Source organism: Aureimonas glaciei, assembly GCF_014643375.1.
In the GTDB taxonomy this organism is placed as follows: Bacteria; Pseudomonadota; Alphaproteobacteria; order Rhizobiales; family Rhizobiaceae; genus Plantimonas; species Plantimonas glaciei.
Genome location: NZ_BMJJ01000010.1, coordinates 176116 through 198177 on the forward strand (window position 1 = coordinate 176116; position 22062 = coordinate 198177).

Consider the following 22062-nt stretch of genomic DNA (forward strand, 5'->3'; position numbering starts at 1 on the left):
CGGTGGAGGCCGCACAACTCAACGCATGCGTCAGAGATTGACCGCCTTCATCCCCGCCTCGGGATAGCGCGTGCCGGCGGTGGCGCCGGGGGCGAACGCGTCGGCCAGTTCCTCGAGGTCGTCGGCGGAGAGCGTCACGGCGGCGGCCGCGATATTCTCCTCCAGATATTTCGTCCGCTTGGTGCCGGGGATGGGGACGATGTCCTCGCCCTGCGCCAGCACCCAGGCGAGCGCCACCTGCGAGGCCTTCACACCATTGCGGTCCGCGATCGCCTCGACGAGCTGAACCAGCTTCAGGTTCTTCTGGAAATTTTCGCCGGAGAAACGCGGCGACCCCTTGCGGAAATCGCCTTCCGGCAGATCCGCCTCGGTCTTGAAGGCGCCGGTGAGAAAGCCGCGGCCGAGCGGCGAATAGGGCACAAAGCCGATGCCGAGCTCGCGCACCGTCGGCAGGATCTCCTCCTCCGGGTCGCGGCTCCAGAGAGAGTATTCCGTCTGCAGCGCGGCGATCCGGTGCTCCTTGTGGGCGCGGCGGATCGTCTCGGGCGCCGCCTCGGACAGGCCGAGATGCAGCACCTTGCCCTCTTCGACCAACCGGCCCATCGCGCCGACGGTCTCCTCGATCGGCGTGTTCGGGTCGACGCGGTGCTGGTAATAGAGGTCGATGACCTCGACGCCGAGGCGCTTCAGGCTCGCCTCGCAGGCGCTCTTCACATAGTCCGGGCGGCCATTGATGCCGAGCCGCTCGCCCTTGGGGCCGCGGACATTGCCGAACTTGGTGGCGAGCACGACGCCCTCGCGCCGGCCCTTCAGCGCCTTGCCGACGAGCTCCTCGTTCTTGCCGACGCCGTACATGTCGGCAGTGTCGAAAAAGGTGACGCCGAGGTCGAGGGCGCGGTGGATGACCTTGATCGATTGCGCATCGTCCCCCTCGCCGTAGAATTCCGACATGCCCATGCAGCCGAGGCCGACGGAGGAGACGACGAGATCGCGGCCGAGTGTGCGCTTTTCCATGGCGGGGTGCCTTCCGGAAGATGTTGGAGTTGCCCGACAGAGATAGTGCAGCGCGAGAAGAGTTCAGCCCCATCCGGACCCCGCCGCGACGGTTCTCACCCCTCCCGCCGCGTCGCCCCGGCGCCCTGCGGCACGAGCACCGGCCGGACGATGCGGCGGCGTTCGCGGCGGGCGCTGGCGACGGGAATGCCGCGATAGACCTCCTTCGTCGCCTCGATGACGATGACGCCGGAGAAGATCGGCCAGAACTGCCGGCCGAAACGCTCCATCGCCGGGGCCAGAGCGAGCAGGGAGCGGCGCTGGAAGGGCGGGAAGAGCAGCGCGTCGGACCAGGCGCAGGGCGTGAACATGGCCGCGCGCAACAACTGCATCAGCTGGCCGCGCGACCAGGGGCGGCCGGAGCCGAAGGGGGTGTGCTCGAAGCGCGTCCAGACGCCGCGGCGGTTCGGCACGACGATGACGATCCGCCCGCCCGGTGCCAGCACCCGCCAGCATTCGCCGAGCATCTCGAGCGGGCTTTCGGCGAACTCGAGCGCATGGACGAGGAGGATGCGGTCGATCGAGGCGTCGCCGAGCGGCAGTTCCTCGCCGCCGACAAGCGCGGTGCGCGAGGCGCCGCCCACCGGCCAGTTCACCGCGCCCTGGCTTGCCGGCATGAAGGCGAGCGCCCGCTCGCAATCCCCGGCGAAGCGGTCGAGATAGGGCAGGGTGTAGCCGAGGCCGAGCAGCCTCTCTTCGGGAATGGCCCGCCACATCTGCATCAGCGACGCGGCCACGGCACGCTCCGCGGCGATGCCGAGGCCGGAGGCGTAGAAGTCCCGGAGATCGACGATGTCGGCGTTCATGCTCAGGGGACGAGGCTCCGGGCGGTCATCGGGCCCATGCTATAGCCTGATCGCACCAGCCCGTGTAGCCCCGGAAGGGCGCCCGCCGTGCAACGATCCGCTGCGGACCATCTCCCCGACGCCCCGCGGCGCTCTAGCTTGGCACTGACGCAGCCGCAAAGGAGAAGCTTCTTGGCAGACATCGAAATCCGGCAGTTCATGTGCCGCAGCGACAATTTCGGCGTGCTCGTCCACGATCCCGCTTCGGGCGGCACGCTGTCGATCGACGCGCCGGAGGAGGGGCCGATCGTCGCGGCGCTGGAGGCGGCGGGCTGGCAGCTGACGCATATCCTGACCACCCACCATCACACCGACCACGTCGCCGCCAACGAGGCGCTGAAGGCCCGCTACGGGGCCGAGATCCTCGGGCCGGAGAAGGAGCGGGCCAAAATTCCCGGCATCGACCGGACCGTCACCGGCGGTGATCGGCTGACCGTCGGCGGCATCGCGGTGGAGGTGATCGATACCCCCGGCCACACGATCGGCGAGGTGTCCTACTACCTGCCGGACGCCAAGGCGCTGTTTGCCGCCGACGCGCTGTTCTCGCTCGGCTGCGGCCGCCTGTTCGAGGGCGATGCGGCGATGCTCTGGGAATCGTTGAAGCGCCTGCGGGCGCTGCCGGACGAGACCATGCTCTATTGCGGCCACGAATACACGACGACCAATGCCCGCTTTTCCGTCGACGTCGATCCCGGCAACCCGGCCCTGCGCAACCGCGTCGAGGTTATCGAGCGGCTGCGGATCGCCGGCCAGCCGACCCTGCCGGTCTCGCTCGGCGAGGAAAAGCACACCAATCCCTTCCTGCGCGCCGACAATGCCGACCTGCAGGCCGAGATGAAGATGGACGGCGCCGACCCTGTCGCGGTATTCGCCGCATTGCGCGAGAAGAGGAACGGATACTGATGAGCTCCAAGGCGCTTTCCATCGTCCGCCAGTTCGAGCTGAAGCCGCATCCCGAAGGCGGCTGGTACCGCGAAACCTTTCGCGACACCGAGGTCGATTCGACCGGCCGGCCGCGCTCGACGGCGATCTACTACATGCTGGAGGCCGGCGAGACCTCGGAGTGGCACCGCGTCACCGACGCGGCCGAGGCCTGGCACTGGTATGCCGGGGCGCCGCTGGTGATCACCGTCTCTTCGAACGGCCATGATGCCTCGGCGCACCGGCTGGGGCCGAATGTCGAGCTGAACGAGCAACCGCAGTTCGTCGTGCCGGCCGGCTGGTGGCAGACCGCGACGACGCTCGGCGAGTTCACCCTCGTCGGCTGCACGGTCGCGCCGGGCTTCAGCTTCGACAGTTTTGAAATGGCGCCCAAGGATTGGCGCCCGACGCCGCGGTCGGCGCAGGGCTGAGCGAAGCGGCGCCGCGCGGAGGGCTGCGGCGCGGTCCGTCGCGGCGGGCACGAGGCTATTGACGGCAGCACCGTCCGGCCCGGTGCCTTCGCGCGCCAGGAAGCTGGGACCCAGGGGCAGCGGCGGCGGTGCCCCGCCGGACAAGCCATCCGTCCCGGCGCGCCGTCGGGCGGCAGCGCCGGCTTGTGGTGCCTTGCACCACGGGCTACCACAAGGCGGTCGATCCGCCCGGAATGCCGACGGGGCGGTCGCCGCCGAAGGCGATGCAGGCCCAGTAAGGCAAGCGATGCCCCCATCCAGCGATCCCACCCATCGGGCGTCCGAGCCGGCGCCGTCGCAGTCCATCGCTGGCCTCCGGCTCTGGCTGCGCGAGCTCTATCACGGCCGGACGAAGCGGGCGCAGCGCTTCCAGCTGACCGTGGTGATCATCGACCTCCTCACCATCGCCTTCTTCATCGCCACCCCGGTGCTGCGCGACACCGGCGCCTTCCTGTGGATCGACTACGCGATCGCCGTCCTCTTGGCCGCCGACATCGCGGCGCGAGGGCTCGCCAGTGCCGATACGCTGCGCTGGCTGCGTCGGCCGACCGTTCTGGTCGATCTGGTCATCCTGGCGACGCTGCTCTTCCCCTACTGGCTGGCGAACTTCGGTTTCCTGAGGATTCTCCGGCTGTGGTCGATCTCGCGCAATGGCATCATCTGGATCCCGCTGCGGCGACACGGGCTCCAGCGATGGGAGGACACGGGCCGGGCGATCGTCAACCTGATCACCTTCCTGTTCGTGGCGACCGGTTTCATCTACACCAGCTTCTTTCGCGCCGGCTCGGGCTTTTCGGGCTATATCGACGCGCTCTATTTCACCGTCGCGACGGTGACGACGACCGGATTCGGCGACATCACCCTGCCGGGTCCCTGGGGCAAGCTGACCTCGATCGTCACCATGCTGATCGGCATCTCGCTGTTCGTCCGGCTCGCCCAGCTGATCTTCCGGCCGTACAAGGTCGACTTCAGCTGTCCGCAATGCGCCCTGCAGCGGCACGAGCCGGACGCGGTCCACTGCAAGGCCTGCGGCTTTCGCCTGAAGATCCCGGACGTCGACGACTGACCGCTGGCCAGCGGCGGCGCGCCGGCTGTGCGACGCCCGACCAGTTGGCGAGGCCCCGGCGTTCGCGACCCGCCTCGCGCCGATTCAGTTCTTGGCGAAGACCGAGGCGCGCAAAGTGAGCGGGCCGATCTCGGTCGGGATCCGGGCGTAGACCGGCGCGAAGATGCCGGTCTCCTTGATCGGCGCGAACCAGAGCTCGATCGTCTGGCGCTGGATGAACTTCATGCCGCGCGAGGCCGCGCGGTAGCCGCTCACCGGCTCGATGCGGACGTTGCAGACGACGACATCGCCCTTGTAGCCGTCCGTCGAAAAGGGCCGCGTCCCGCCGGGCGACAGAACGAGGTCGAGACGCGACCAGCCATCGAAGAAGGGCAGGCGGCGCTGGCACAGCGATTCGGGCGTCGCCTTGCCTTTCAGCATCAGCCCGCTCAGCGGATCGACGACGGCCGACAGCTGGCTCTGGGCGACGGGCACGTAATCCTTCTTCGGCTTCGTCACCTTCGGCGCGACGTCGGCCGACGAGACTTTTCCCGACCGGAAGGTGACGGCGCTTCGATAGGTCTTCTTGTCGCTGGAATAATCGAGCCCGTAGCTGTGGGCGAAAAGTTTCGTGCCCTGGATCCGGCCGGCGACGCTGCTCTTGCCCTTGATCGTGGTAACGATGTCGGCAAGGCCGCTGGAAGCCAGCGTTCCCTCGACGCTGTAGGCATTGCCGGTGATGGTCGTGTCGAAGGAGGCGCGCCCGACCGGCAGGCCGATCAGCGAGACGTCGTAGCGGGTCGACAGCGGTTCGGCGGCAGCCGGTGTGGCCGGACCGGCGGCGAGCAGGCAGAAGAGGGCGATGAAGGGAAGGGTACGGGCCTTGTGCGTCATGCTCTTCCTCAATCCTGGAATGTTCCGGTCAGGGCGGCTCGGTCCACACCCTATATGGGCGCAGCATCCGCCAGCGTCACTCCGCATCTTGCCATGAATTCCGGCGAAACTCTGCCGGTGCCGCTCTACGGCGCGCCGCGGCGACCGTTTGGCTTGACGACGGCGGGAGGGCGGCCTATACGAGCCAACAATTCCGATCATGCCCCGCGGATGATTGATCGTGCCTGGCCGACGCCGGTGGCGATCCGCGGCGGACGTTACGAGCTTGAAAGGTGTACCTCCATGTCGCGCGCTTGCGAACTGACCGGCAAGGCCGTCCAATACGGCAACAATGTGAGCCACGCGAACAACAAGACGCGTCGCCGCTTCCTGCCGAACCTCAGCGCCGTGACGCTGATCTCGGACGCACTCGGCCAGCGTTTCCGCCTGCGCGTCAGCGCCTCGGGCCTGCGTTCGGTCGAGCACCGCGGCGGCCTCGACGCGTTCCTCGTCAAGGCCGACGAGAGCGACCTGTCGCAGCGCGCCCGGCTTCTGAAGCGCCAGATCGCCAAGAAGCTCGCCGGCGACGCTTCGGCCGCCGCCTGATCCATCCGGGGTTCGCCCGAAGGGGCGTTCCCTGATCCATTTGACGATAGCCCCATAGGGCGATCGTCTTTCGGGTGCCGCCGGCACCCGGATCTCTGGTTCCATCACCCAGGTTAAAAAAAATGACTGCTCGATTCCCCGCCCTTCCGGTCGCGGCGATGACGCTCATCGTCGTCGCCTCGAACGTGTTCGTCCAGTTTCCCCTGTCGGGGCAGATCGGCACGCTCTCCCTTGGCGACATCCTGACCTGGGGCGCCTTCACCTATCCCTTCGCCTTTCTCGTCACCGACCTGACCAACCGGCGCTATGGGCCGGCGGTGGCGCGGAACGTGGTCTATGCCGGCTTCGCCGTCGCGATTCTCGCATCGATCGTCGTCCCGCCGATTCTCTTCGACCTCGGCCTGCTCGGCTATTCCACCGCCGGCGAGCGGCTTTTTCGCATCGCCTGCGCTTCGGGCGCGGCCTTCCTGATGGCGCAGCTGCTCGACATCGCGGTGTTCAATCGCCTGCGCCGCTCCAGCTGGTGGCGCGCCCCGGCCTTCGCCTCGCTTGCCGGTTCCGTCGTGGACACGCTGACCTTCTTCACCCTCGCCTTCGCGCCTTTCTTCCTGCTGCTGGGCCCCGGCGACGAGTTTGCGCTGGCGAACGCGCCGCTCCTCGGCGTGATGGCCGGCGAGGCGCCGCGCTGGGTTTCCTGGGCTATCGGCGATTTTATGGTGAAGCTGCTTATCGCCGTCTTCGCGCTCGTCCCCTACCGCATACTGATGCAGCGCTTCATGCCGTACCGGCCGGCCGACGCCGCGGTCTGAGGGGGCTGGTGTCGGCGTGCGGCGGCTGCGCTCCTAACCTTCTGCATTCGTCATCCTCCGGGCCTTGGCCCCGGGGATCCATGCCATGACGGCGACGCGGTCCTCCGGCGCCGGACGGGCGCACGGTCGCTGAGGCATGGATCCCCGCGCTTCGCGCGAAGATGACGACCAGACAGGGAAGAGCGTGGGACGACCTGAGAGGGGAGTGCCCTGAGAGGCAACGCAGCCCAGCACCGACGTCTACTCGGACGCCACAGCCGTCAGGATGGCCCCGGGCCGTCGAGCACGAATTCCAGATACAGATTGCGCTGAAACATGGAGCCGTTGTCGTCGGAGACAACGGCGATATAGGTGTGGCCGTCGTCGCCGACCGAGACGTCCAGCCCTTCCATGTTGTCGATCTGCTGCCCGAAATCGGCTTCCATCAGCACCGGACCATCGACCAGCGCCCCCGGCCGAATCTCACCTCCGCCGAGGCGGCGCAGCCGCATGCCGATTCGGCCGAAACCCTGGTAGCGGCGCTCGAGAAGGAGCAGGTCGCCGTCCGGCAGGAAGGCGCTGTCGGTGACGCTCCAGGGCTCCTCGCGCACGACCTTGAAGAGGCCGCCTGCCGGCCCGAGGATGGCGGCGAAGAGATTGCCGTCCCGGTCGATCGACTGCTCGGTGACGATCACTGTGCGCTTTTCGCGTCCCGCCCCGCCGGCATCCACGGCGATGGCCTCGATCCCGGCATTGCCGCGCAGTTCCCGCAAGGGGATCGGCTGGGCGACGCCGGAGGGCCGGCTGTCGAACGGATTGTCGGGGTTCGCGAAGGCCTCGATGCGGTGATCGCGCTCGAAGGAGACGAGGGCCCGGTCGCCGTCGATAGCAAGGCCTTCGGCGTCGGCAAGGCCCTTGCGCCGGGTCCGCGGTTCGCCGTCGGGCCCGAGGATCGGTGCCATCGCGGTCTCGTCGAAGCCGGTCGGGCGTCCCTCGGCATCGCGACGAATCGCGCCGGAAAACCAGTAGCCGGTATCGGTAACGGCCAGAAAGCGGGAGCGGCCGTGCAGCAGCCGGATGGCCGAGACGCCGGCGAGCCGTCCGTCCCGGGAGGAGTAGCTGAAGCCGCCGACATAGCCGAGCGCGCCGAAGCGCTTCACCGCGGCGTCCGCTGCGAAGCTCGCAATCGGGGAGGCGGCGACGGTGATCTCGCGCTGCTCTGCGATTGCGGATGCGGGCTGCAGCCAGGCGAGGCCGGCGCACAGCGCAGCCGCCAGCGGCGCCTGACGGCGCCGTTTCATGCCCGTCTCCACCATCACCGGCGGGCGCTGGCGCGGCGGGGCGGGCGTCGGCCCTGGCTCTCGTCGGCGAAGAGGTCGGCGAGCTGCTCGGTCATCGCGCCGGCCAGTTCCTCGGCGTCGACGATGGTCACCGCCTTGCGGTAGTAGCGCGTCACGTCGTGGCCGATGCCGATGGCCAGAAGCTCGACCGGCGAGCGCATCTCGATCTCCTCGATCACGGAGCGCAGATGGCGCTCCAGATAGTTGCCGGGATTGACCGACAGCGTCGAATCGTCGACCGGCGCGCCGTCCGAGATCATCATCAGGATGCGCCGCTGCTCGGGGCGCGCGAGCAGGCGGTTGTGCGCCCAGATCAGCGCCTCGCCGTCGATGTTCTCCTTCAGGAGCCCCTCGCGCATCATCAGGCCGAGATTGCGCCGGGCCCGCCGCCAGGGCGCGTCGGCGGATTTGTAGACGATGTGCCGGAGATCGTTGAGGCGGCCGGGCTTCTGCGGCTTGCCGGCCTTCAACCAGGCTTCCCGCGACTGGCCGCCCTTCCAGGCGCGCGTGGTGAAGCCGAGCACCTCGACCTTGACGCCGCAGCGCTCGAGCGTGCGCGCGAGGATGTCGGCGCAGGTCGCCGCGACGGTGATCGGGCGGCCGCGCATGGAGCCGGAATTGTCGATGAGCAGCGTCACGATGGTGTCGCGGAAGGCGGTGTCGCGCTCCTGCTTGAAGGAGAGCGGCTGCATCGGGTCGGTGACGAGGCGGGTGAGCCGCGCACTGTCGAGATAGCCCTCTTCAAGGTCGAAATCCCAGGAGCGGTTTTGCTGCGCCATCAGTCGGCGCTGCAGCCGGTTGGCGAGGCGCCCGACGACGCTGTGCAGCGTCGTCAGCTGCTTGTCGAGGAAGGCCCGGAGCCGGTCGAGCTCGGCTTCGTCGCACAGCTCCTCGGCCCCGACCATCTCGTCGAAGGCGGTGGAGTAGACCTTGTACTCGGGATCGCCGAGAAGGTTGGACAGCGCCTGGTTCGGGCGGCGCGACTCGCCGGGGGTTTCGGTGTCCTGGCTGTCGTCGTCGACCGGGTCGTCGGCGGTGACCTCGGAATCCTCGGCCTCGGCCGCATCCTCGCTCTCGGCCTCGGACTGGCTGTCTTCCGCCTTGGCCTCGTCCTCGCCGGCATCCTTCTCGGCGCCGCCGTCCTCGTTGTCGCGGCTCTGGCTGTCGCCCTTTTCCTCGTCCTCGCCGTCTTCCGGCTCGTTCTCCTGACCGAGTTCCTCGGCCATTTCCATGGCGGCGAGGAGGTCGCGCATGTTGCGGGCAAAGGCGTTCTGGTTCTCGACGCTGGCGGCGAGACGCTCCATCCGGTCGCCGGCCTTGGCCTCGATCCAGTCGCGCCAGACGTCGACGACGGCCTGGCCGCTTTGCGGCACGGCGCGTCCGGTCAGGCGCTCGCGCACCATCAGCGCGATCGCGTCTTCCAAGGGGGCTTCGGCGCGGTCGGTGACGTCGGCGAGGTTGGAGCGGAAATACTTGTCTTCCAGCATGGCCGCGAGATTGTCGCCGACGCCGGACATGGCATTGGCGCCGATCGCCTCGACGCGCGCCTGCTCGACGGCGTCGAATACGGCGCGGGCGGCCTTGCCCTCGGGCGAGAGCGTGGCGTGGATCTTGATGTCGTGGCGGGCCCGGCGCAGCGCCATGGCGTCGGACAGGCCGCGGGTGACGGCGATGTCGTTGGCGGTGACGCGCTTGGGCAATTCCGGCAGGCGGGCACGCGGCCCGTTCAGCCCGGGCTTCTCGCTGGCATAGACGACTTCGAGCTCGGAGTCGCCGGCGATCGCCCGCATGCAGCCGGCCACCGCCCGCCGGAACGGCTCGCGATCGCCGCCGCCCTTGGTGCTGCCGGGTTTGGAATTGTCGCCGATGCGGGCCAAGGCTTCAGTCCTGCTTGCGGATGGTGGGATCCAGTCGGTCGATCGAGATGTCCTTTACCGGAGCACCGGACAAAAGCACCGAGGCCTCATCCGCCGGCTCAAGGAACAGCGAGATGATGCCCTGGTTCATGCCGCCCGATTTGACGACAAAGAAGCCGTCGAAGATGTGGCTCCCGTGCTGGAAGGAGAACCCTTCATTGGCGACGATCTCCGTCTCCGAGTCCGGGCCGGAGAGATAGGCCACGAACTTGCCGTCGTCGGCCGAGGCGTTCAGGTCGCCGGTTTCGACCGACTCCGACTGCGGAAAGCTGATCTTGAGGCCGACGACCGTGTCCATCGAATTGAGAAGGAAGGTCTCGAGACCCTTGTAGCTCTCCGCCGTGACGTCGCCGCTGACGCGCAGGACCGACGGCAGCTCTGCCTGGACAGGTGCGCCGACCATCGTCAGCAAGACCGCTCCGAGCAGGGTGCGCCGATCCAGCCGCATCAGTCCAGAACCACGTTGGCGCTGGATTCCGGCAGTTCCTCGCCAAACGCCCGCTGATAGAACTCCGCCACCAGGGCACGCTCCAGATCGTCGCACTTGTTGAGGAAGGTGAGCCGGAAGGCGAAGCCGACATTGCCGAAGATCTCGGCGTTCTCGGCCCAGGTGATCACCGTGCGCGGGCTCATCACGGTCGACAGGTCGCCGTTGACGAAGGCCGAGCGCGTCATGTCGGCGACCCGGACCATTTTCGAGACGATCGGCTTGCCTTCCTTCGTCTGGAAGTGCTTCGCCTTGGCCAGCACGATGCCGACCTCGTTGTCGTGCGGCAGGTAGTTCAGGATCGTCACGATCGACCAGCGGTCCATCTGCGCCTGGTTGATCTGCTGCGTGCCGTGATAGAGGCCGGTGGTGTCGCCGAGGCCGACCGTATTGGCGGTGGCGAAGAGGCGGAAGGCCGGATGCGGCGTGATGACGCGGCTCTGGTCGAGGAGCGTCAGGCGGCCGGAGGCCTCGAGCACGCGCTGGATGACGAACATCACGTCCGGCCGGCCGGCATCGTACTCGTCGAAGACCAGCGCGACGTTGTTCTGGTAGGCCCAGGGCAGGATGCCCTCGCGAAACTCCGTCACCTGCATGCCGTCCTGAACGGTGATCGCGTCCTTGCCGACGAGGTCGATGCGGCTGACATGGCTGTCGAGATTGACGCGCACGCAAGGCCAGTTGAGGCGGGCGGCGACCTGCTCGATATGCGTCGACTTGCCGGTGCCGTGGAAGCCCGAGACCATGACGCGGCGGTTCTTGGCAAAGCCGGCGAGGATGGCGAGCGTCGTCGGCTTGTCGAAGAGATAGTCCGGATCGACCTCGGGCACGTGCAGGTCCGGTTCCCGATAGGCTGGAACGATCAGGCTGCTGTCGAAACCGAAGGTGTCCTTGACGGAGACCGTGGTGTTCGGAAGCCGGGCGACGTCCTGAACCGCTTTGTTCATGCTACCTCCAAGGGCCCGCGCCCCCTGGACGCGGTGCCGTCAACTCACGCGAGCCGGGAGCGCGGCATCTGCCGTCCCGGACCGAAACCGGCACCGAAATGCCACCGACCGTCCGCCGCGCCGCCGCGTCCCCGCCGAAGTGACTGGAGACGTCGAGGCGGGCACCGGCCCGGTCGTTCAGCGATTAACAAAAACCGGACTGTTTCAACAGTTTGTAGGCCTGGATGACCTCGCGCAGCCGGTCTTCGTGCCCACGATCGCCGCCATTGGCATCGGGGTGGTATTGCTTCACCAGGCTTTTATAGCGCGTTCGGATCGTCTCACCAGACGATTCTTCGGTGAGATCGAGCGTGACGAAGGCTTTCGACTCGAGCGAACGGACCTTCTTGGTCTTGGACGCCTGCCGTGCCCGCACGGCGTCGTCGCCGAAGAGGTTGAACGGGTCCTTCGCCTTGCCGCTCCAGCGCCGCGCCGCCCGCGGGGGCGCCTGGGTAGCGGAAGCGTCGCCGGCGGCCGCGCCCATCGTCCAGGTCGGACGGTTTCCCGTCAGCGAGTCCTTCAGATAGGTCTGGATGTCGGTGTCGTTCAACCCGGAGAAGTAGTTGTACGACTTGTTGTACTGGCGGACGTGATCGACGCAGAAGTTCAGATACTGACCTTCATGATCCCGGCCGCGGGGGGCCTTGTGACTGCCCGGCTGTGTGCAGCCCTCCCAGGCGCAGTCAGGCGCGCGCGCCTTCTCTGCCGCTGCCTGGCGCGCGGGTTTGACACGTATTCCGTCGAAATATTTTGAATCGAGTTTCATCGCGTTGGATTATGGTGACCTAGTACGGGGCGAACAAGAATTGACAGAACGGAAAAACCCCTCCACCGCGAAGGCGAAGCACCGCCAGGACGGTGTCGCACCGTCCTCCATAGCCGCACTTGTCCTCTCATGCCATCGGAACCCGGAATGACCCTGTATTCTCGCGACACGATCGAAGCCAGGCTGCGGGAAGTGTTTAGCCCGGAAACCATTACCGTCGTCGACGAAAGCCACCTACATGCCGGCCATCACCACGGCGCCAGCGAGCACCATGCCGGCTTCGACGGTTCGGCGGGTACGCATTTCCGCGTCACCATCGTCTCGGCGACCTTTGCCGGCCTCTCCCGCGTCGAGCGTCACCGCGCCGTGAACCTCGTCCTGGCGCAGGAACTGGAGTCGGGCGTGCATGCGCTGGCGATCGAGGCGAAGGCGCCCGGAGAGCCGCTGCGACGGTGAGCGCCCTTTCGCCGCCAGCGAAGGCCGAGGCGCCGCGGGCGCACCGCCGCAGGGTCCTGCGCCGCCGGCAGATGGCGACCGGTCTCGGCTTTGCCGCGGGCCTGTCGTGCCTCGCCGGCATGACGGACGCGATCGGCTTTCTCGTCGCCGGCGACTTCGTCTCCTTCATGAGCGGCAATACGACGCGGCTGGCGGTTGCCGTCGGCGAGGGCTTTGGCGCCCAGGCCGCCCACCTCGCTTTCCTGGTGATCGTCTTCGTTCTCGGCAACAGCGCCGGCGTCGTCTTCGTGCACCTGACCCATCGCCGCCACGCGCTGATCGTCGGCCTCGTGGCCGCGGTGCTGGATCTTGCAGGTCTCCTCCACGCGCTCGACCAGGCGCTGGTGGCGACGCTGGCCGTGGTGTTCGCCATGGGACTGGTGAATGTCGCCGTCGAGCGGGTCGACGGCCATGCGCTCGGCGTCACCTATGTCACGGGCGCCTTGTCGCGTTTCGGCCGCGGCCTCGGCCGCTGGCTCGTCGGCGCGCCCTCCGGCCGCTTCTGGATCGAGATCGTGCCGTGGACGGGCATGCTGGTCGGCGCCGTCCTCGGGGCGCTGGCGGTCGGCCTGCTCGGGCCCTCCGCGATCTTCGTCGCGGCGGCATTCGCTGCCGCGCTCGCGGTGATCTCCGGGCTCATTCCCCAGCGCTGGCGCAAGCACTATTTCGGCTGACCGCTGACGGTGTCAGGCGGCGGCGTGCGCCAGTTCGTCGGCGAGAAAGGCTTCCACCGCCGCCGGGTCGACATCCCGGGCGACGAAGGCCGCGCCGATGCCGCGGGTGAGAATGAAGGTCAGGCGGCCGCGGCTGACCTTCTTGTCCTGGCCGATGCCGCGCATCAGCTCCGCGACCGGAAAGCCGCCGCCGGGGATCTGGTCGATGCGCGTCGGCAGGCCGGCTGCCTCCAGATGGCGCTCGGCCCGGACCGCATCCTGACCGTTGCAGAGGCCGAGGCGCACGGAAAAACGGTGCGCCAGCGCCATGCCGATGGCGACGCCCTCGCCATGGACGAGGCGGTCGGAATCGTAGTGGCAGGCCGCTTCCAGCGCGTGCCCGAAAGTGTGTCCGAGATTGAGAAGGGCCCGCGCGCCGTCCTCTCGCTCGTCGGCGGCCACCACCGCAGCCTTGGCCCGGCAGCTTTCGGCGATCGCCTCGGCCCGTTCCGGCCCGCCGGCGAAGATCGCTTCGCGGTGCCGTTCCAGCCAGGCGAAGAAATCCGGCCGGTCGATCAGCCCGTATTTCACGACCTCGGCATAGCCCGCGGCGAATTCCCGCCGGCTCAGCGTGTCGAGGACGCCGGTATCGGCCAGCACCAAGGCAGGCTGATGGAAGACGCCGACGAGGTTCTTGCCCTGCGGCGAATTGATGCCGGTCTTGCCGCCGACCGACGAATCGACCTGGGCGAGCAGCGAGGTCGGGATCTGGACGAAGCGCATGCCGCGCCGCACGATCCCGGCGACGAAGCCCGAGAGGTCGCCGATGACGCCGCCGCCGAGCGCGATCACGGCGTCGCCGCGCTCCAGCCGCGCCGCGATCACGGCCTCGACGGTCTCTTCCAGGCGCTCGAAGGATTTCGTCTTCTCGCCAGCGGGAAGGACGAGGGGCGTCGCATCGATGCCGGCGCTGGCGAGGGAGGTCATCAACGCCGCGAGGTGAAGATCGGCGACGGTCGCGTCGGTGACGACCATGGCGCGGATGCCGGGCAGGCGGCGGGCGATCTCCGCGCCGGCCGCGGCGACGAGGCCGGGCCCGATGAGGATGTCGTAGCTGCGTTCGCCCAGATCGACACGGACCGTCTGGCGGGCGGTCGTGGGCTCGAGAAGGGCGGTCATGCCGGGTTCTCGGCAAGATAGCGGTCGAGGGCCTCGACGATCTCTTCGGCGATCACCTCGCGCCGGACATTGCGCGAGACGATGGTGATGTCGGCCTCGGCGTAGACGGGATAGCGCTTTTCGATGAGGCCGAGCATGGTGCCGCGCGGATCGGCGGTCGCCAGGAGGGGCCTCGTGGCGCGGCGCTGGACGCGCTCCATCAGAACGTCGACATCGGCCTTCAGCCAGACGGTTACCGCGCGCTGGCGCAGAAGCTGCCGTGTCTCCGCCGCCATGTAGGCGCCGCCGCCGGTGGCCAGCACCTGCGGCCCCTGGCTCGACAGCCGCGCCACCACCCGCGCCTCGAGCGCCCTGAATTCCGGCTCGCCATAGGAGGCGAAGAGTTCGGCGACGCTCATCTGGGCAGCGCTCTCGATTTCGGTGTCGGTGTCGTGGAAGGGAAGGCCGAGCATCTGCGACAATTTCTTGCCGACCGTCGACTTGCCGGCGCCCATCAGGCCGATCAGCGTGACGCAGCGGCCGCCGAGCCGCGCGGCGATGTCGGGATGGTCGTCCGGGCGGGATGCGCTCCTCATTGTCTACCGTCGTCTTCCCCATGAAATCCCGTCTGGGAGACAGGAATTTGGGGCTGGCGTCAAGGCGTGGCGAGAGCCTGCGGCGGCGGTGGTAGCGGCTTCGCGCTTGCACCCCCGGCTGTAATCTTTAAAGGAAGAGAGGCGTAACGCCGCTGGCAAAGCGGTCCCGAATGCCATGTCCTCCGGTCAGAATGGCCCCACCGTCATGCCCACGCTCGTCCGTCTCCTGACGACGCTCGTCTTTCTCTGCGGTGTCGTTCTCGCCGCCATGGCCGCGCTCGTGTTCTTCGTCGAACCGGCGCAGCATCCCGTCGAAATCACGCTGCCTCTCGACCAGTTGCAGCCGCCGCCGGCGCCCGGCGAGCCCATCGCGCCGCTGCGCCCATGACGGTCGGAGACGACGACGACGGCGCGCGCGATGCGCGGCGCCCGGCGAACCGCGACGCGGTCGACATCGAGACCTTCATCGAGATGATGGCGGTGGAGCGCGGCGCGGCGGAGAACACGCTGTCGGCCTATCGCCGCGACCTCGATGACAGCAGCGACTTTCTCGGCGCCCGCGGCACCAGCCTTTCGGCGGCGTCGAGCGACGATATCCGCGCCTTCGTCTCCGATCTCTCCGCGCGCGGCTTTGCCGCCTCCAGCCAGTCGCGGCGGATGTCCTCGCTGCGCCAGTTCTACCGGTTCCTCTACGCCGAGGGCCTGCGCGGCGACGACCCGACCGGGCCGATCGAGACGGCGCGCAAGGCGCGGCCGCTGCCCAAGATCATGAGCGAGGACGAGGTCGATCGCCTGATCGACGCGGCCGCCGCCTCGGCCGACGACCCCGCCCTGTCCGGTCCGGCGCTCGCCCGGGCGCGGCGTCTGCATGCCCTGGTCGAGCTTCTCTACGCCACCGGCCTGCGCGTCTCCGAGCTCGTCAGCCTGCCGCGCTCTGTGCTGCGGCCGGCGAACCGGCTGGTGATCGTCCGCGGCAAGGGCGACAAGGAGCGCATGGTGCCGATCGGCGAGCGGGCCCGCGATGCCCTGGAAGGATTCGGGCAGGCGCTTGCGGCCCTGAAGGTGCCGGGACAACCGTCCGCGGCCGAGCAGCCCTGGCTGTTTCCAGCGCTGTCGGAGAGCGGCCACCTGACCCGCCAGGCCTTCGCCCGCGACCTCAAGGCGCTGGCGGCGCGCGCCGGCATTCCCGCCGCGCGGGTCTCGCCGCACGTGCTGCGCCACGCCTTCGCCAGCCATCTCCTGCAGAACGGCGCCGATCTGCGGGCCGTGCAGGAGCTCCTCGGCCATGCCGACATTTCGACGACGCAGATCTACACCCATGTGCTCGAGGAAAGGCTGATCCGCCTCGTCACCGATCACCATCCACTGTCGGAGGCGAGCGGCGACTGAGGGCAGGGGGCGCAAGGGGCTGTTTCCGGATGGTTTCGCCGGCTGGACAGAGCGCGCGCGCGGGCTATGTCACATTGCGGCGGACGGGCGGTCGGGCTTTCTTGACAAGACGCGGGCACATCGTCAGTTTGCGCCGCACTCTGACCCGCCCTTCCGCCGGCGGCCGACAAGCCCTGCAGGCCCTCGACCGGGCGGCGGGGATCTCCCTGTGTCGAAAGGACGGCCTCGGTCGCTCATGCACAATTATCTCGACTTCGAAAAGCCCGTCGCCGACCTCGAAAGCCAGATCATCGCGCTGAAGGGAATCGGCGAGAACAAGGATGGCGTCGACGTCACCGAAGAGATCCAGCGGCTGGAGAAGCGTTCGCGCGACGCCCTGCTCGACCTCTACAAGAAGCTGACGCCGTGGCAGAAGACCCAGGTCGCCCGACATGCCGACCGGCCGCACTGCCTCGACTATGTCGAGCGGATGATCACCGACTTCACGCCGCTGGCCGGCGACCGCTTCTTCGCCGAGGATCACGCCATCATTTCCGGCTTCGGCCGGTTCGACGGGCAGTCGATCGCGGTGATCGGCCAGGAAAAGGGATCGGACACCCAGACCCGGCTGAAGCATAATTTCGGCATGGCCCGGCCGGAGGGCTACCGCAAGGCGGTGCGCATCATGGAGATGGCCGAGCGCTTCGGCATCCCGGTGCTGACGCTCGTCGACACCGCCGGCGCCTATCCCGGCATCGGCGCGGAAGAGCGCGGCCAGGCCGAGGCCATCGCCCGCTCGACCGAAGCCTGCCTCAACCTCAAGGTGCCGCTGATTTCGGTGGTCATCGGCGAGGGCGGCTCCGGCGGCGCCATCGCGCTGGCCGCGGCCAACCGCGTGCTGATGCTCGAGCACGCGATCTACAGCGTCATCTCGCCCGAGGCGGGTGCCTCGATCCTCTGGCGCGACGCGACGCGGGCGCAGGACGTCGCCCAGGCGATGAAGATCACCGCTCAGGATCTCAAGGGGTTCGGCGTCATCGACGAAATCGTGACGGAGCCGATCGGCGGTGCGCATCGCGCGGCCAGCGAAGCCATCGACACCACGGCCGGCCGCATCCGCGCGGCCCTGGCCGAGCTGACGCCGCGCGATGGCGAGACTCTGCGCCGCGAGCGCCGCGAAAAGTTCCTCGCGATCGGCCGCAATCTCTAGCTTCGCCCATCCGACAGGGCCTTTTGGGTGCGACCGTGACTTTCCAGTCACGCTGTGACCTAGCGTTACGCCGCGGTTTTCGTCACAATCCCACCGTGGTTTATGGCTTCAACGACGGCCATGGGCGCAGGGGCCAAAGTGGCTTGGCAGGGGGCCTGCCACGGGTTCTGCCACGGGGCTGAGCCGAGCTTAACGGATTGTTAGGACCGGCGGAGTCAAACAAGAGACAAATTGTCTGAGTCCCGGCAAGGGTTTGCGAGGGACCGACAGGCGACTTCGGCCGGAATGGCGGACGGCGCCAGGGTTGAAAAGCAGCGCGGTCGGGCGACCGTCTGCCGAAAAGGGGGACGGGCATGCTCGTCAGACGTCTGATCACCGCCGCCGTCCTCGCCGTCAGCCTGATGGCCGTTTCGGCCTGTCAGCCCGGTTCCGACTTCGGCGACCTCCAGGGCGCCCAGGCACCCGTGCCGGACGCCCTCGTCAAGGTGATGAAGGCCAAGGACATGGGCGTGAAGTCGCCCATCCTGGTTCGCCTGTTCAAGGAGGAATCGGCGCTCGAGGTCTGGAAGCAGAAGACCAGCGGCGAGTACGAGCTTCTCAAGACCTATGCGATCTGCGCCTGGTCGGGAAAGCTCGGGCCGAAGAAGGCCGAGGGCGACCGGCAGGCGCCGGAGGGCTTCTACACCGTCGTGTCCGGCCAGCTGAATCCCGGCTCGCAGCACCACCTCGCCGTCAACATTGGCTATCCCAACGCCTATGACCGCTCGCAAGGCTTCACCGGCCAGAACCTGATGATCCACGGCTCGTGCAATTCGTCCGGCTGCTACGCCATGGACGACTGGCAGGTCGAGGAACTCTATGCACTCGCCCGCGACAGCTTTGCCGGCGGCCAGCGCTCGTTCCAGATCCAGGCCTTCCCCTTCCGCATGACGCCGAAGAATCTCGCCCGGCATCGCCAGTCCGAGCACTACGCCTTCTGGAAGATGCTGAAGGAAGGGTCGGACCGCTTCGAACTGACCAAGCGCGTGCCGAATGTCGGCGTCTGCGAGAAGCGCTACGTCTTCGATCCCAAGCTCGAGGAAGGCCAGAAGCTGGCAGCGACGGACCCTTGCCCGGTGGTCGAGGAATCCCCGGCCGTCGCCGCCAAGCGCGTCGCCGACCAGGCCGAGGAGGACAAGCTCTTCGCCCAGATGCAGCCGCACGACCTCGCCCCGGTGTCGACCTTCACCTACAAGACCGGCACGCCCATCACCGCCGACGCCTACGCCGCCGAGCAGCATCGCCGCGAAGGTTTCGACCGTTTTGGCAAGCCGTTGAAGACCAAGCGGGCAACGGTGTTCGACGGCTTCACGAAGTAGGCTGGACGGAAAGCCGGAAACGACGATCCGGGTCAGACGATCCAGCGTCGCCGCCCGTAGCCGCCGCAGCACCGGAGCGGTGCCGCGGAGGGCGGGTTCGACGGGACGGCGGCGCCGCACAGGCGCAGCGATCGCGGGTCGCGTCTCCCGTCCCTCCAGCCGCTCCGGACGCCGTGTCTGCGCCGCATGAGCCGCTCTTGGTCGGATGCGCCGGTCGTGTTTCCCAAAACGCCAGCCATGCACCTGCCTGCGCCGACTTCCGTCCCTGGCACGAGGCGCGCGGGCCATGCGTCCGCGGCAGAGGACCGGCGAGGTCCGTCGCCCTTCCAGACCAAGCCGCGGTCCAAGGACACGGCCGGCCCATAAAAAAAGAGACCGGGGCTCGCGCTCCGGTCTCTTTTTCATTCGGCCTTGGCGCAGCCTGTCAGGCGAAGGTGCCGTGGCAGTGCTTGAACCGCTTGCCCGAGCCGCAAGGGCAGGGCTCGTTGCGGCCGACGGGGCCCCAGAGGCTGGGATCCTCGTTGTCGGCCGACACGCCGGTGGCATCGTCCTCGCCCGTCGTCGCATCGATATGGTGCGCGGTCATGAAGGGCAGGTCGTCCTCCTGCTGCGACGGCTGCTCGTCCGGCCGCACGATCTCGACGCGCATCAGCTGCGCGGTGGTGCGCTCGCGCAGATGGCCGAGCATGGTCTCGAACAGCTCGAACCCTTCCGACTTGTACTCGTTCAGCGGGTCGCGCTGCGCATAGCCGCGGAATCCGACGACCGAGCGCAGGTGATCGAGATTGACGAGGTGCTCGCGCCACAGAAGGTCGATCGTCTGCAGGACGACGGAGCGCTCGATGTAGGTCATCGTCTCCAGGCCGAAACGCTCGGTCTTCTCGGCGAAGACGGCGTCGGCGGCCTTGGTGATGCGCTCGCGGATGTCGTTCTCGTCGATGCCCTCCTCGTCGGCCCATTCCTTGATCGGCAGGTCGAGGTTGAGGAGCTCCAGGCACTCTTCCCGGAGCTCGGCCGTCTGCCACTGTTCGGCATAGGCGCGCTCGGGAATGTGCCGGGCGACGGCGGCTTCGATGGTGGCGTGACGCATGTCGGTGATGGTCTCGGACAGGCCCTCGGCGTCCATCAGCTCGAGCCGCTGCTCGAAGATGACGCGGCGCTGGTCGTTCATCACGTCGTCGTATTTCAGGAGGTTCTTGCGGATGTCGAAATTGCGCGCCTCGACCTTCTTCTGCGCCTTTTCCAGCGCCTTGTTGATCCAGGGGTGGACGATGGCCTCGTCCTCCTTCAGGCCGAGCCGGGTCAGCATGGTGTCCATGCGGTCGGAGCCAAAGATGCGCATGAGGTCGTCCTGCAGCGACAGGAAGAATTTCGACCGACCGGGATCGCCCTGGCGGCCGGAGCGGCCGCGCAGCTGGTTGTCGATGCGGCGCGATTCATGCCGCTCGGTGGCCAGGACATAGAGGCCGCCGGCCGCCAGCGCCTTTTCCTTCAGGCGCTGGATGTCGGTGCGGATCGCCGCCTCGGCGGCGGTCCGCTCGGGGCCTTCCGGCATGTCCTTCAGCTCGTGCTCGATGCGCATGTCGGCATTGCCGCCGAGCTGGATGTCGGTGCCGCGGCCGGCCATGTTGGTGGCGATCGTCACCGCGCCGGGAACGCCCGCCTGCGCGACGATGTAGGCTTCCTGCTCGTGATAGCGGGCGTTCAGCACCTGGAAATTCTTGAGGCCGCCCTTGGCCAGCCGCTCGGCCAGCATTTCCGACTTCTCGATCGAGGTGGTGCCGACGAGGACCGGCTGGCCGCGGCCGGCGGCCTCGTTGATCTCGTTGGCGATCGCCTTGAACTTCTCGTCCGCCGTCCGGTAGACCTCGTCGTCCTCGTCGATGCGCTTGACCGGCAGGTTGGTCGGGATTTCCAGGACGTCGAGACCGTAGATGTCGCCGAACTCGGACGCTTCGGTCGAGGCGGTGCCCGTCATGCCGGCCAGCCGCTCGTACATGCGGAAATAGTTCTGGAAGGTGATCGAGGCGAGCGTCTGGTTCTCGGGCTGGACGGTGACGCCCTCCTTGGCCTCGAGCGCCTGGTGCAGGCCTTCCGAATAGCGCCGGCCCGGCATCATGCGGCCGGTGAACTCGTCGATGATGACGATCTCGTCGTTGCGGACGATGTAGTCCTTGTCGCGCTGGAACAGCGTGTGCGCCTTCAGGGCGTTGTTGACGTGGTGGACGATCGACACGTTCTCGATGTCGTAGAGCGAGGCGCCGACGAGGTGGCCGGCCGACTCAAGCAAACGCTCGAGCTTCTCGGTGCCGTCCTCGGTGAAGGAGACCTGGCGCTGCTTTTCGTCGAGCTCGTAGTCCTCCGGTCCCAGCTGCGGGATGAAGGCGTCGATGGTCTTGTAGAGGTCGGAGCGGTCGTCGAGGGGGCCGGAGATGATCAGCGGCGTGCGCGCCTCGTCGATCAGGATCGAATCGACCTCGTCGACGATCGCGAAATGGTGGCCGCGCTGGACCATCTGGCCGCGCTCGTACTTCATGTTGTCGCGAAGGTAGTCGAAGCCGAGCTCGTTGTTGGTGGCGTAGGTGATGTCGCAGGCATAGGCGGCGCGGCGCTGATCGTCCGACAGGCCGTGCGTGATGATGCCGACCGACATGCCGAGGAAGCGATAGACCTTCGCCATCCACTCGGCGTCGCGGGTGGCGAGGTAGTCGTTGACGGTGACGACATGCGCGCCCTTGCCGGCCAGCGCGTTGAGATAGACCGGCAGGGTGGCGACCAGGGTCTTGCCCTCGCCGGTGCGCATCTCGGCGATCGACTTGCGGTTCAGGACCATGCCGCCGATCATCTGCACGTCAAAGTGGCGCATGCCGAGCGCGCGCTTGGCTGCCTCGCGGACGGTGGCGAAAGCCGGAACGAGCAGGTCGTCGACGGGCGTTCCGGCCGCGATCTGGGCGCGGAACTCGTCGGTGCGCCCGCGCAGCGCTTCGTCGCTCAGGGCGGCGAGCGAAGGCTCGAGCGCATTGATCTCGCGCACGAAGGGCTCGAAGCGTCGAACAACCCGATCATTCGACGAACCGAGCAACTTGCGGGCGATGCCGCCGAGACTGACCATGAACAGGCCTTTCCAA

22 protein-coding genes are annotated in these 22062 nt (G+C 67.7%); 11 read left to right on the top strand and 11 right to left on the bottom strand.

The window, feature by feature from the left end; translation table 11 throughout:
• Positions 1 to 30: 30 nt before the first annotated feature.
• Positions 31 to 1014, bottom strand: coding sequence for an aldo/keto reductase (locus IEX88_RS19690; protein ID WP_188853988.1), 984 nt, complete (start codon positions 1012 to 1014; stop codon positions 31 to 33).
• Positions 1015 to 1109: 95 nt separating this feature from the next.
• Positions 1110 to 1859 (bottom strand): class I SAM-dependent methyltransferase, encoded by a 750-nt coding sequence (locus IEX88_RS19695; protein ID WP_188853990.1) that lies wholly within the window; start codon positions 1857 to 1859, stop codon positions 1110 to 1112.
• 171 nt (positions 1860 to 2030) lie between these two features.
• Between IEX88_RS19695 and gloB the strand changes: the two genes are divergently transcribed.
• The 3 genes from gloB (at position 2031) to IEX88_RS19710 (ending at position 4355) form a co-directional block, all read left to right on the top strand.
• Positions 2031 to 2801, top strand: coding sequence for a hydroxyacylglutathione hydrolase (gene gloB, locus IEX88_RS19700; protein ID WP_188853992.1), 771 nt, complete (start codon positions 2031 to 2033; stop codon positions 2799 to 2801).
• Positions 2801 to 3250, top strand: a complete 450-nt coding sequence (locus IEX88_RS19705; protein ID WP_188853994.1) for a cupin domain-containing protein — start codon at positions 2801 to 2803, stop codon at positions 3248 to 3250. Before gloB ends, IEX88_RS19705 begins: the two co-directional genes overlap by 1 nt.
• Before the next feature lie 286 nt (positions 3251 to 3536).
• Positions 3537 to 4355: a potassium channel family protein gene (locus IEX88_RS19710; protein WP_188853996.1), complete on the top strand. Its 819-nt coding sequence runs from the start codon at positions 3537 to 3539 to the stop codon at positions 4353 to 4355.
• An 84-nt stretch (positions 4356 to 4439) separates the two neighbouring features.
• On the opposite strand, the gene IEX88_RS19715 is transcribed toward IEX88_RS19710, so the two are convergent.
• The gene (locus tag IEX88_RS19715; RefSeq protein WP_188853998.1) at positions 4440 to 5228 is read right to left on the bottom strand and encodes a DUF3108 domain-containing protein; all 789 of its coding nucleotides are present in this window, start codon (positions 5226 to 5228) and stop codon (positions 4440 to 4442) included.
• Between the two features lie 282 nt (positions 5229 to 5510).
• On the opposite strand from IEX88_RS19715, the gene rpmB reads away from it, so the two are divergent.
• Both rpmB and IEX88_RS19725 read left to right on the top strand, forming a co-directional pair.
• Complete coding sequence (gene rpmB, locus IEX88_RS19720) at positions 5511 to 5813, top strand: 50S ribosomal protein L28 (RefSeq protein ID WP_188854000.1); 303 nt, start codon at positions 5511 to 5513, stop codon at positions 5811 to 5813.
• Positions 5814 to 5935: 122 nt separating this feature from the next.
• Positions 5936 to 6622, top strand: coding sequence for a queuosine precursor transporter (locus IEX88_RS19725; protein ID WP_188854002.1), 687 nt, complete (start codon positions 5936 to 5938; stop codon positions 6620 to 6622).
• A gap of 260 nt (positions 6623 to 6882) precedes the next feature.
• On the opposite strand, the gene IEX88_RS19730 is transcribed toward IEX88_RS19725, so the two are convergent.
• The 5 genes from IEX88_RS19730 to IEX88_RS19750 all read right to left on the bottom strand — a co-directional run bounded on the left by IEX88_RS19730 (position 6883) and on the right by IEX88_RS19750 (position 12096).
• On the bottom strand, positions 6883 to 7902 hold the full coding sequence (locus IEX88_RS19730; protein WP_188854005.1) for an esterase-like activity of phytase family protein: 1020 nt from the start codon (positions 7900 to 7902) through the stop codon (positions 6883 to 6885).
• A gap of 14 nt (positions 7903 to 7916) precedes the next feature.
• Positions 7917 to 9818 (bottom strand): cobaltochelatase subunit CobT, encoded by a 1902-nt coding sequence (gene cobT / locus IEX88_RS19735; RefSeq protein WP_188854014.1) that lies wholly within the window; start codon positions 9816 to 9818, stop codon positions 7917 to 7919.
• A 4-nt stretch (positions 9819 to 9822) separates the two neighbouring features.
• A complete protein-coding gene (locus tag IEX88_RS19740) occupies positions 9823 to 10269 on the bottom strand; it encodes a hypothetical protein (protein ID WP_188854016.1) in 447 nt (148 codons plus the stop codon).
• A gap of 35 nt (positions 10270 to 10304) precedes the next feature.
• The gene (gene cobS, locus IEX88_RS19745; protein ID WP_188854021.1) at positions 10305 to 11291 is read right to left on the bottom strand and encodes a cobaltochelatase subunit CobS; all 987 of its coding nucleotides are present in this window, start codon (positions 11289 to 11291) and stop codon (positions 10305 to 10307) included.
• 184 nt (positions 11292 to 11475) lie between these two features.
• A complete protein-coding gene (locus tag IEX88_RS19750; RefSeq protein WP_188854028.1) occupies positions 11476 to 12096 on the bottom strand; it encodes a J domain-containing protein in 621 nt (206 codons plus the stop codon).
• Between the two features lie 147 nt (positions 12097 to 12243).
• On the opposite strand from IEX88_RS19750, the gene IEX88_RS19755 reads away from it, so the two are divergent.
• Both IEX88_RS19755 and IEX88_RS19760 read left to right on the top strand, forming a co-directional pair.
• A complete protein-coding gene (locus tag IEX88_RS19755; protein ID WP_373289626.1) occupies positions 12244 to 12552 on the top strand; it encodes a BolA family protein in 309 nt (102 codons plus the stop codon).
• Positions 12549 to 13265 carry a YoaK family protein gene (locus IEX88_RS19760; protein ID WP_210319302.1) on the top strand — a complete coding sequence of 239 codons (717 nt, stop codon included), beginning with the start codon at positions 12549 to 12551 and terminating at the stop codon, positions 13263 to 13265. The genes IEX88_RS19755 and IEX88_RS19760 overlap by 4 nt, the downstream gene beginning before the upstream one ends.
• Before the next feature lie 12 nt (positions 13266 to 13277).
• Here the strand turns inward: IEX88_RS19760 and aroB are convergent, their stop codons facing one another.
• Together aroB and IEX88_RS19770 are read right to left on the bottom strand one after the other, a co-directional pair.
• Positions 13278 to 14423, bottom strand: coding sequence for a 3-dehydroquinate synthase (gene aroB / locus IEX88_RS19765; protein WP_188854030.1), 1146 nt, complete (start codon positions 14421 to 14423; stop codon positions 13278 to 13280).
• On the bottom strand, positions 14420 to 14998 hold the full coding sequence (locus tag IEX88_RS19770) for a shikimate kinase (protein WP_188854032.1): 579 nt from the start codon (positions 14996 to 14998) through the stop codon (positions 14420 to 14422). Before IEX88_RS19770 ends, aroB begins: the two co-directional genes overlap by 4 nt.
• 205 nt (positions 14999 to 15203) lie before the next feature.
• On the opposite strand from IEX88_RS19770, the gene IEX88_RS19775 reads away from it, so the two are divergent.
• The 4 genes from IEX88_RS19775 (at position 15204) to IEX88_RS19790 (ending at position 18934) form a co-directional block, all read left to right on the top strand.
• Positions 15204 to 15386, top strand: a complete 183-nt coding sequence (locus IEX88_RS19775; protein WP_188854034.1) for a hypothetical protein — start codon at positions 15204 to 15206, stop codon at positions 15384 to 15386.
• Positions 15383 to 16387: a site-specific tyrosine recombinase XerD gene (locus tag IEX88_RS19780; protein ID WP_188854036.1), complete on the top strand. Its 1005-nt coding sequence runs from the start codon at positions 15383 to 15385 to the stop codon at positions 16385 to 16387. Before IEX88_RS19775 ends, IEX88_RS19780 begins: the two co-directional genes overlap by 4 nt.
• Positions 16388 to 16622: 235 nt before the next feature.
• Positions 16623 to 17576, top strand: a complete 954-nt coding sequence (locus tag IEX88_RS19785) for an acetyl-CoA carboxylase carboxyltransferase subunit alpha (RefSeq protein WP_188854038.1) — start codon at positions 16623 to 16625, stop codon at positions 17574 to 17576.
• Between the two features lie 353 nt (positions 17577 to 17929).
• Positions 17930 to 18934: a L,D-transpeptidase family protein gene (locus tag IEX88_RS19790; protein ID WP_188854040.1), complete on the top strand. Its 1005-nt coding sequence runs from the start codon at positions 17930 to 17932 to the stop codon at positions 18932 to 18934.
• 424 nt (positions 18935 to 19358) lie between these two features.
• On the opposite strand, the gene secA is transcribed toward IEX88_RS19790, so the two are convergent.
• Positions 19359 to 22046 (bottom strand): preprotein translocase subunit SecA, encoded by a 2688-nt coding sequence (secA, locus tag IEX88_RS19795; RefSeq protein WP_188854042.1) that lies wholly within the window; start codon positions 22044 to 22046, stop codon positions 19359 to 19361.
• Between the last annotated feature and the right edge of the window lie 16 nt (positions 22047 to 22062).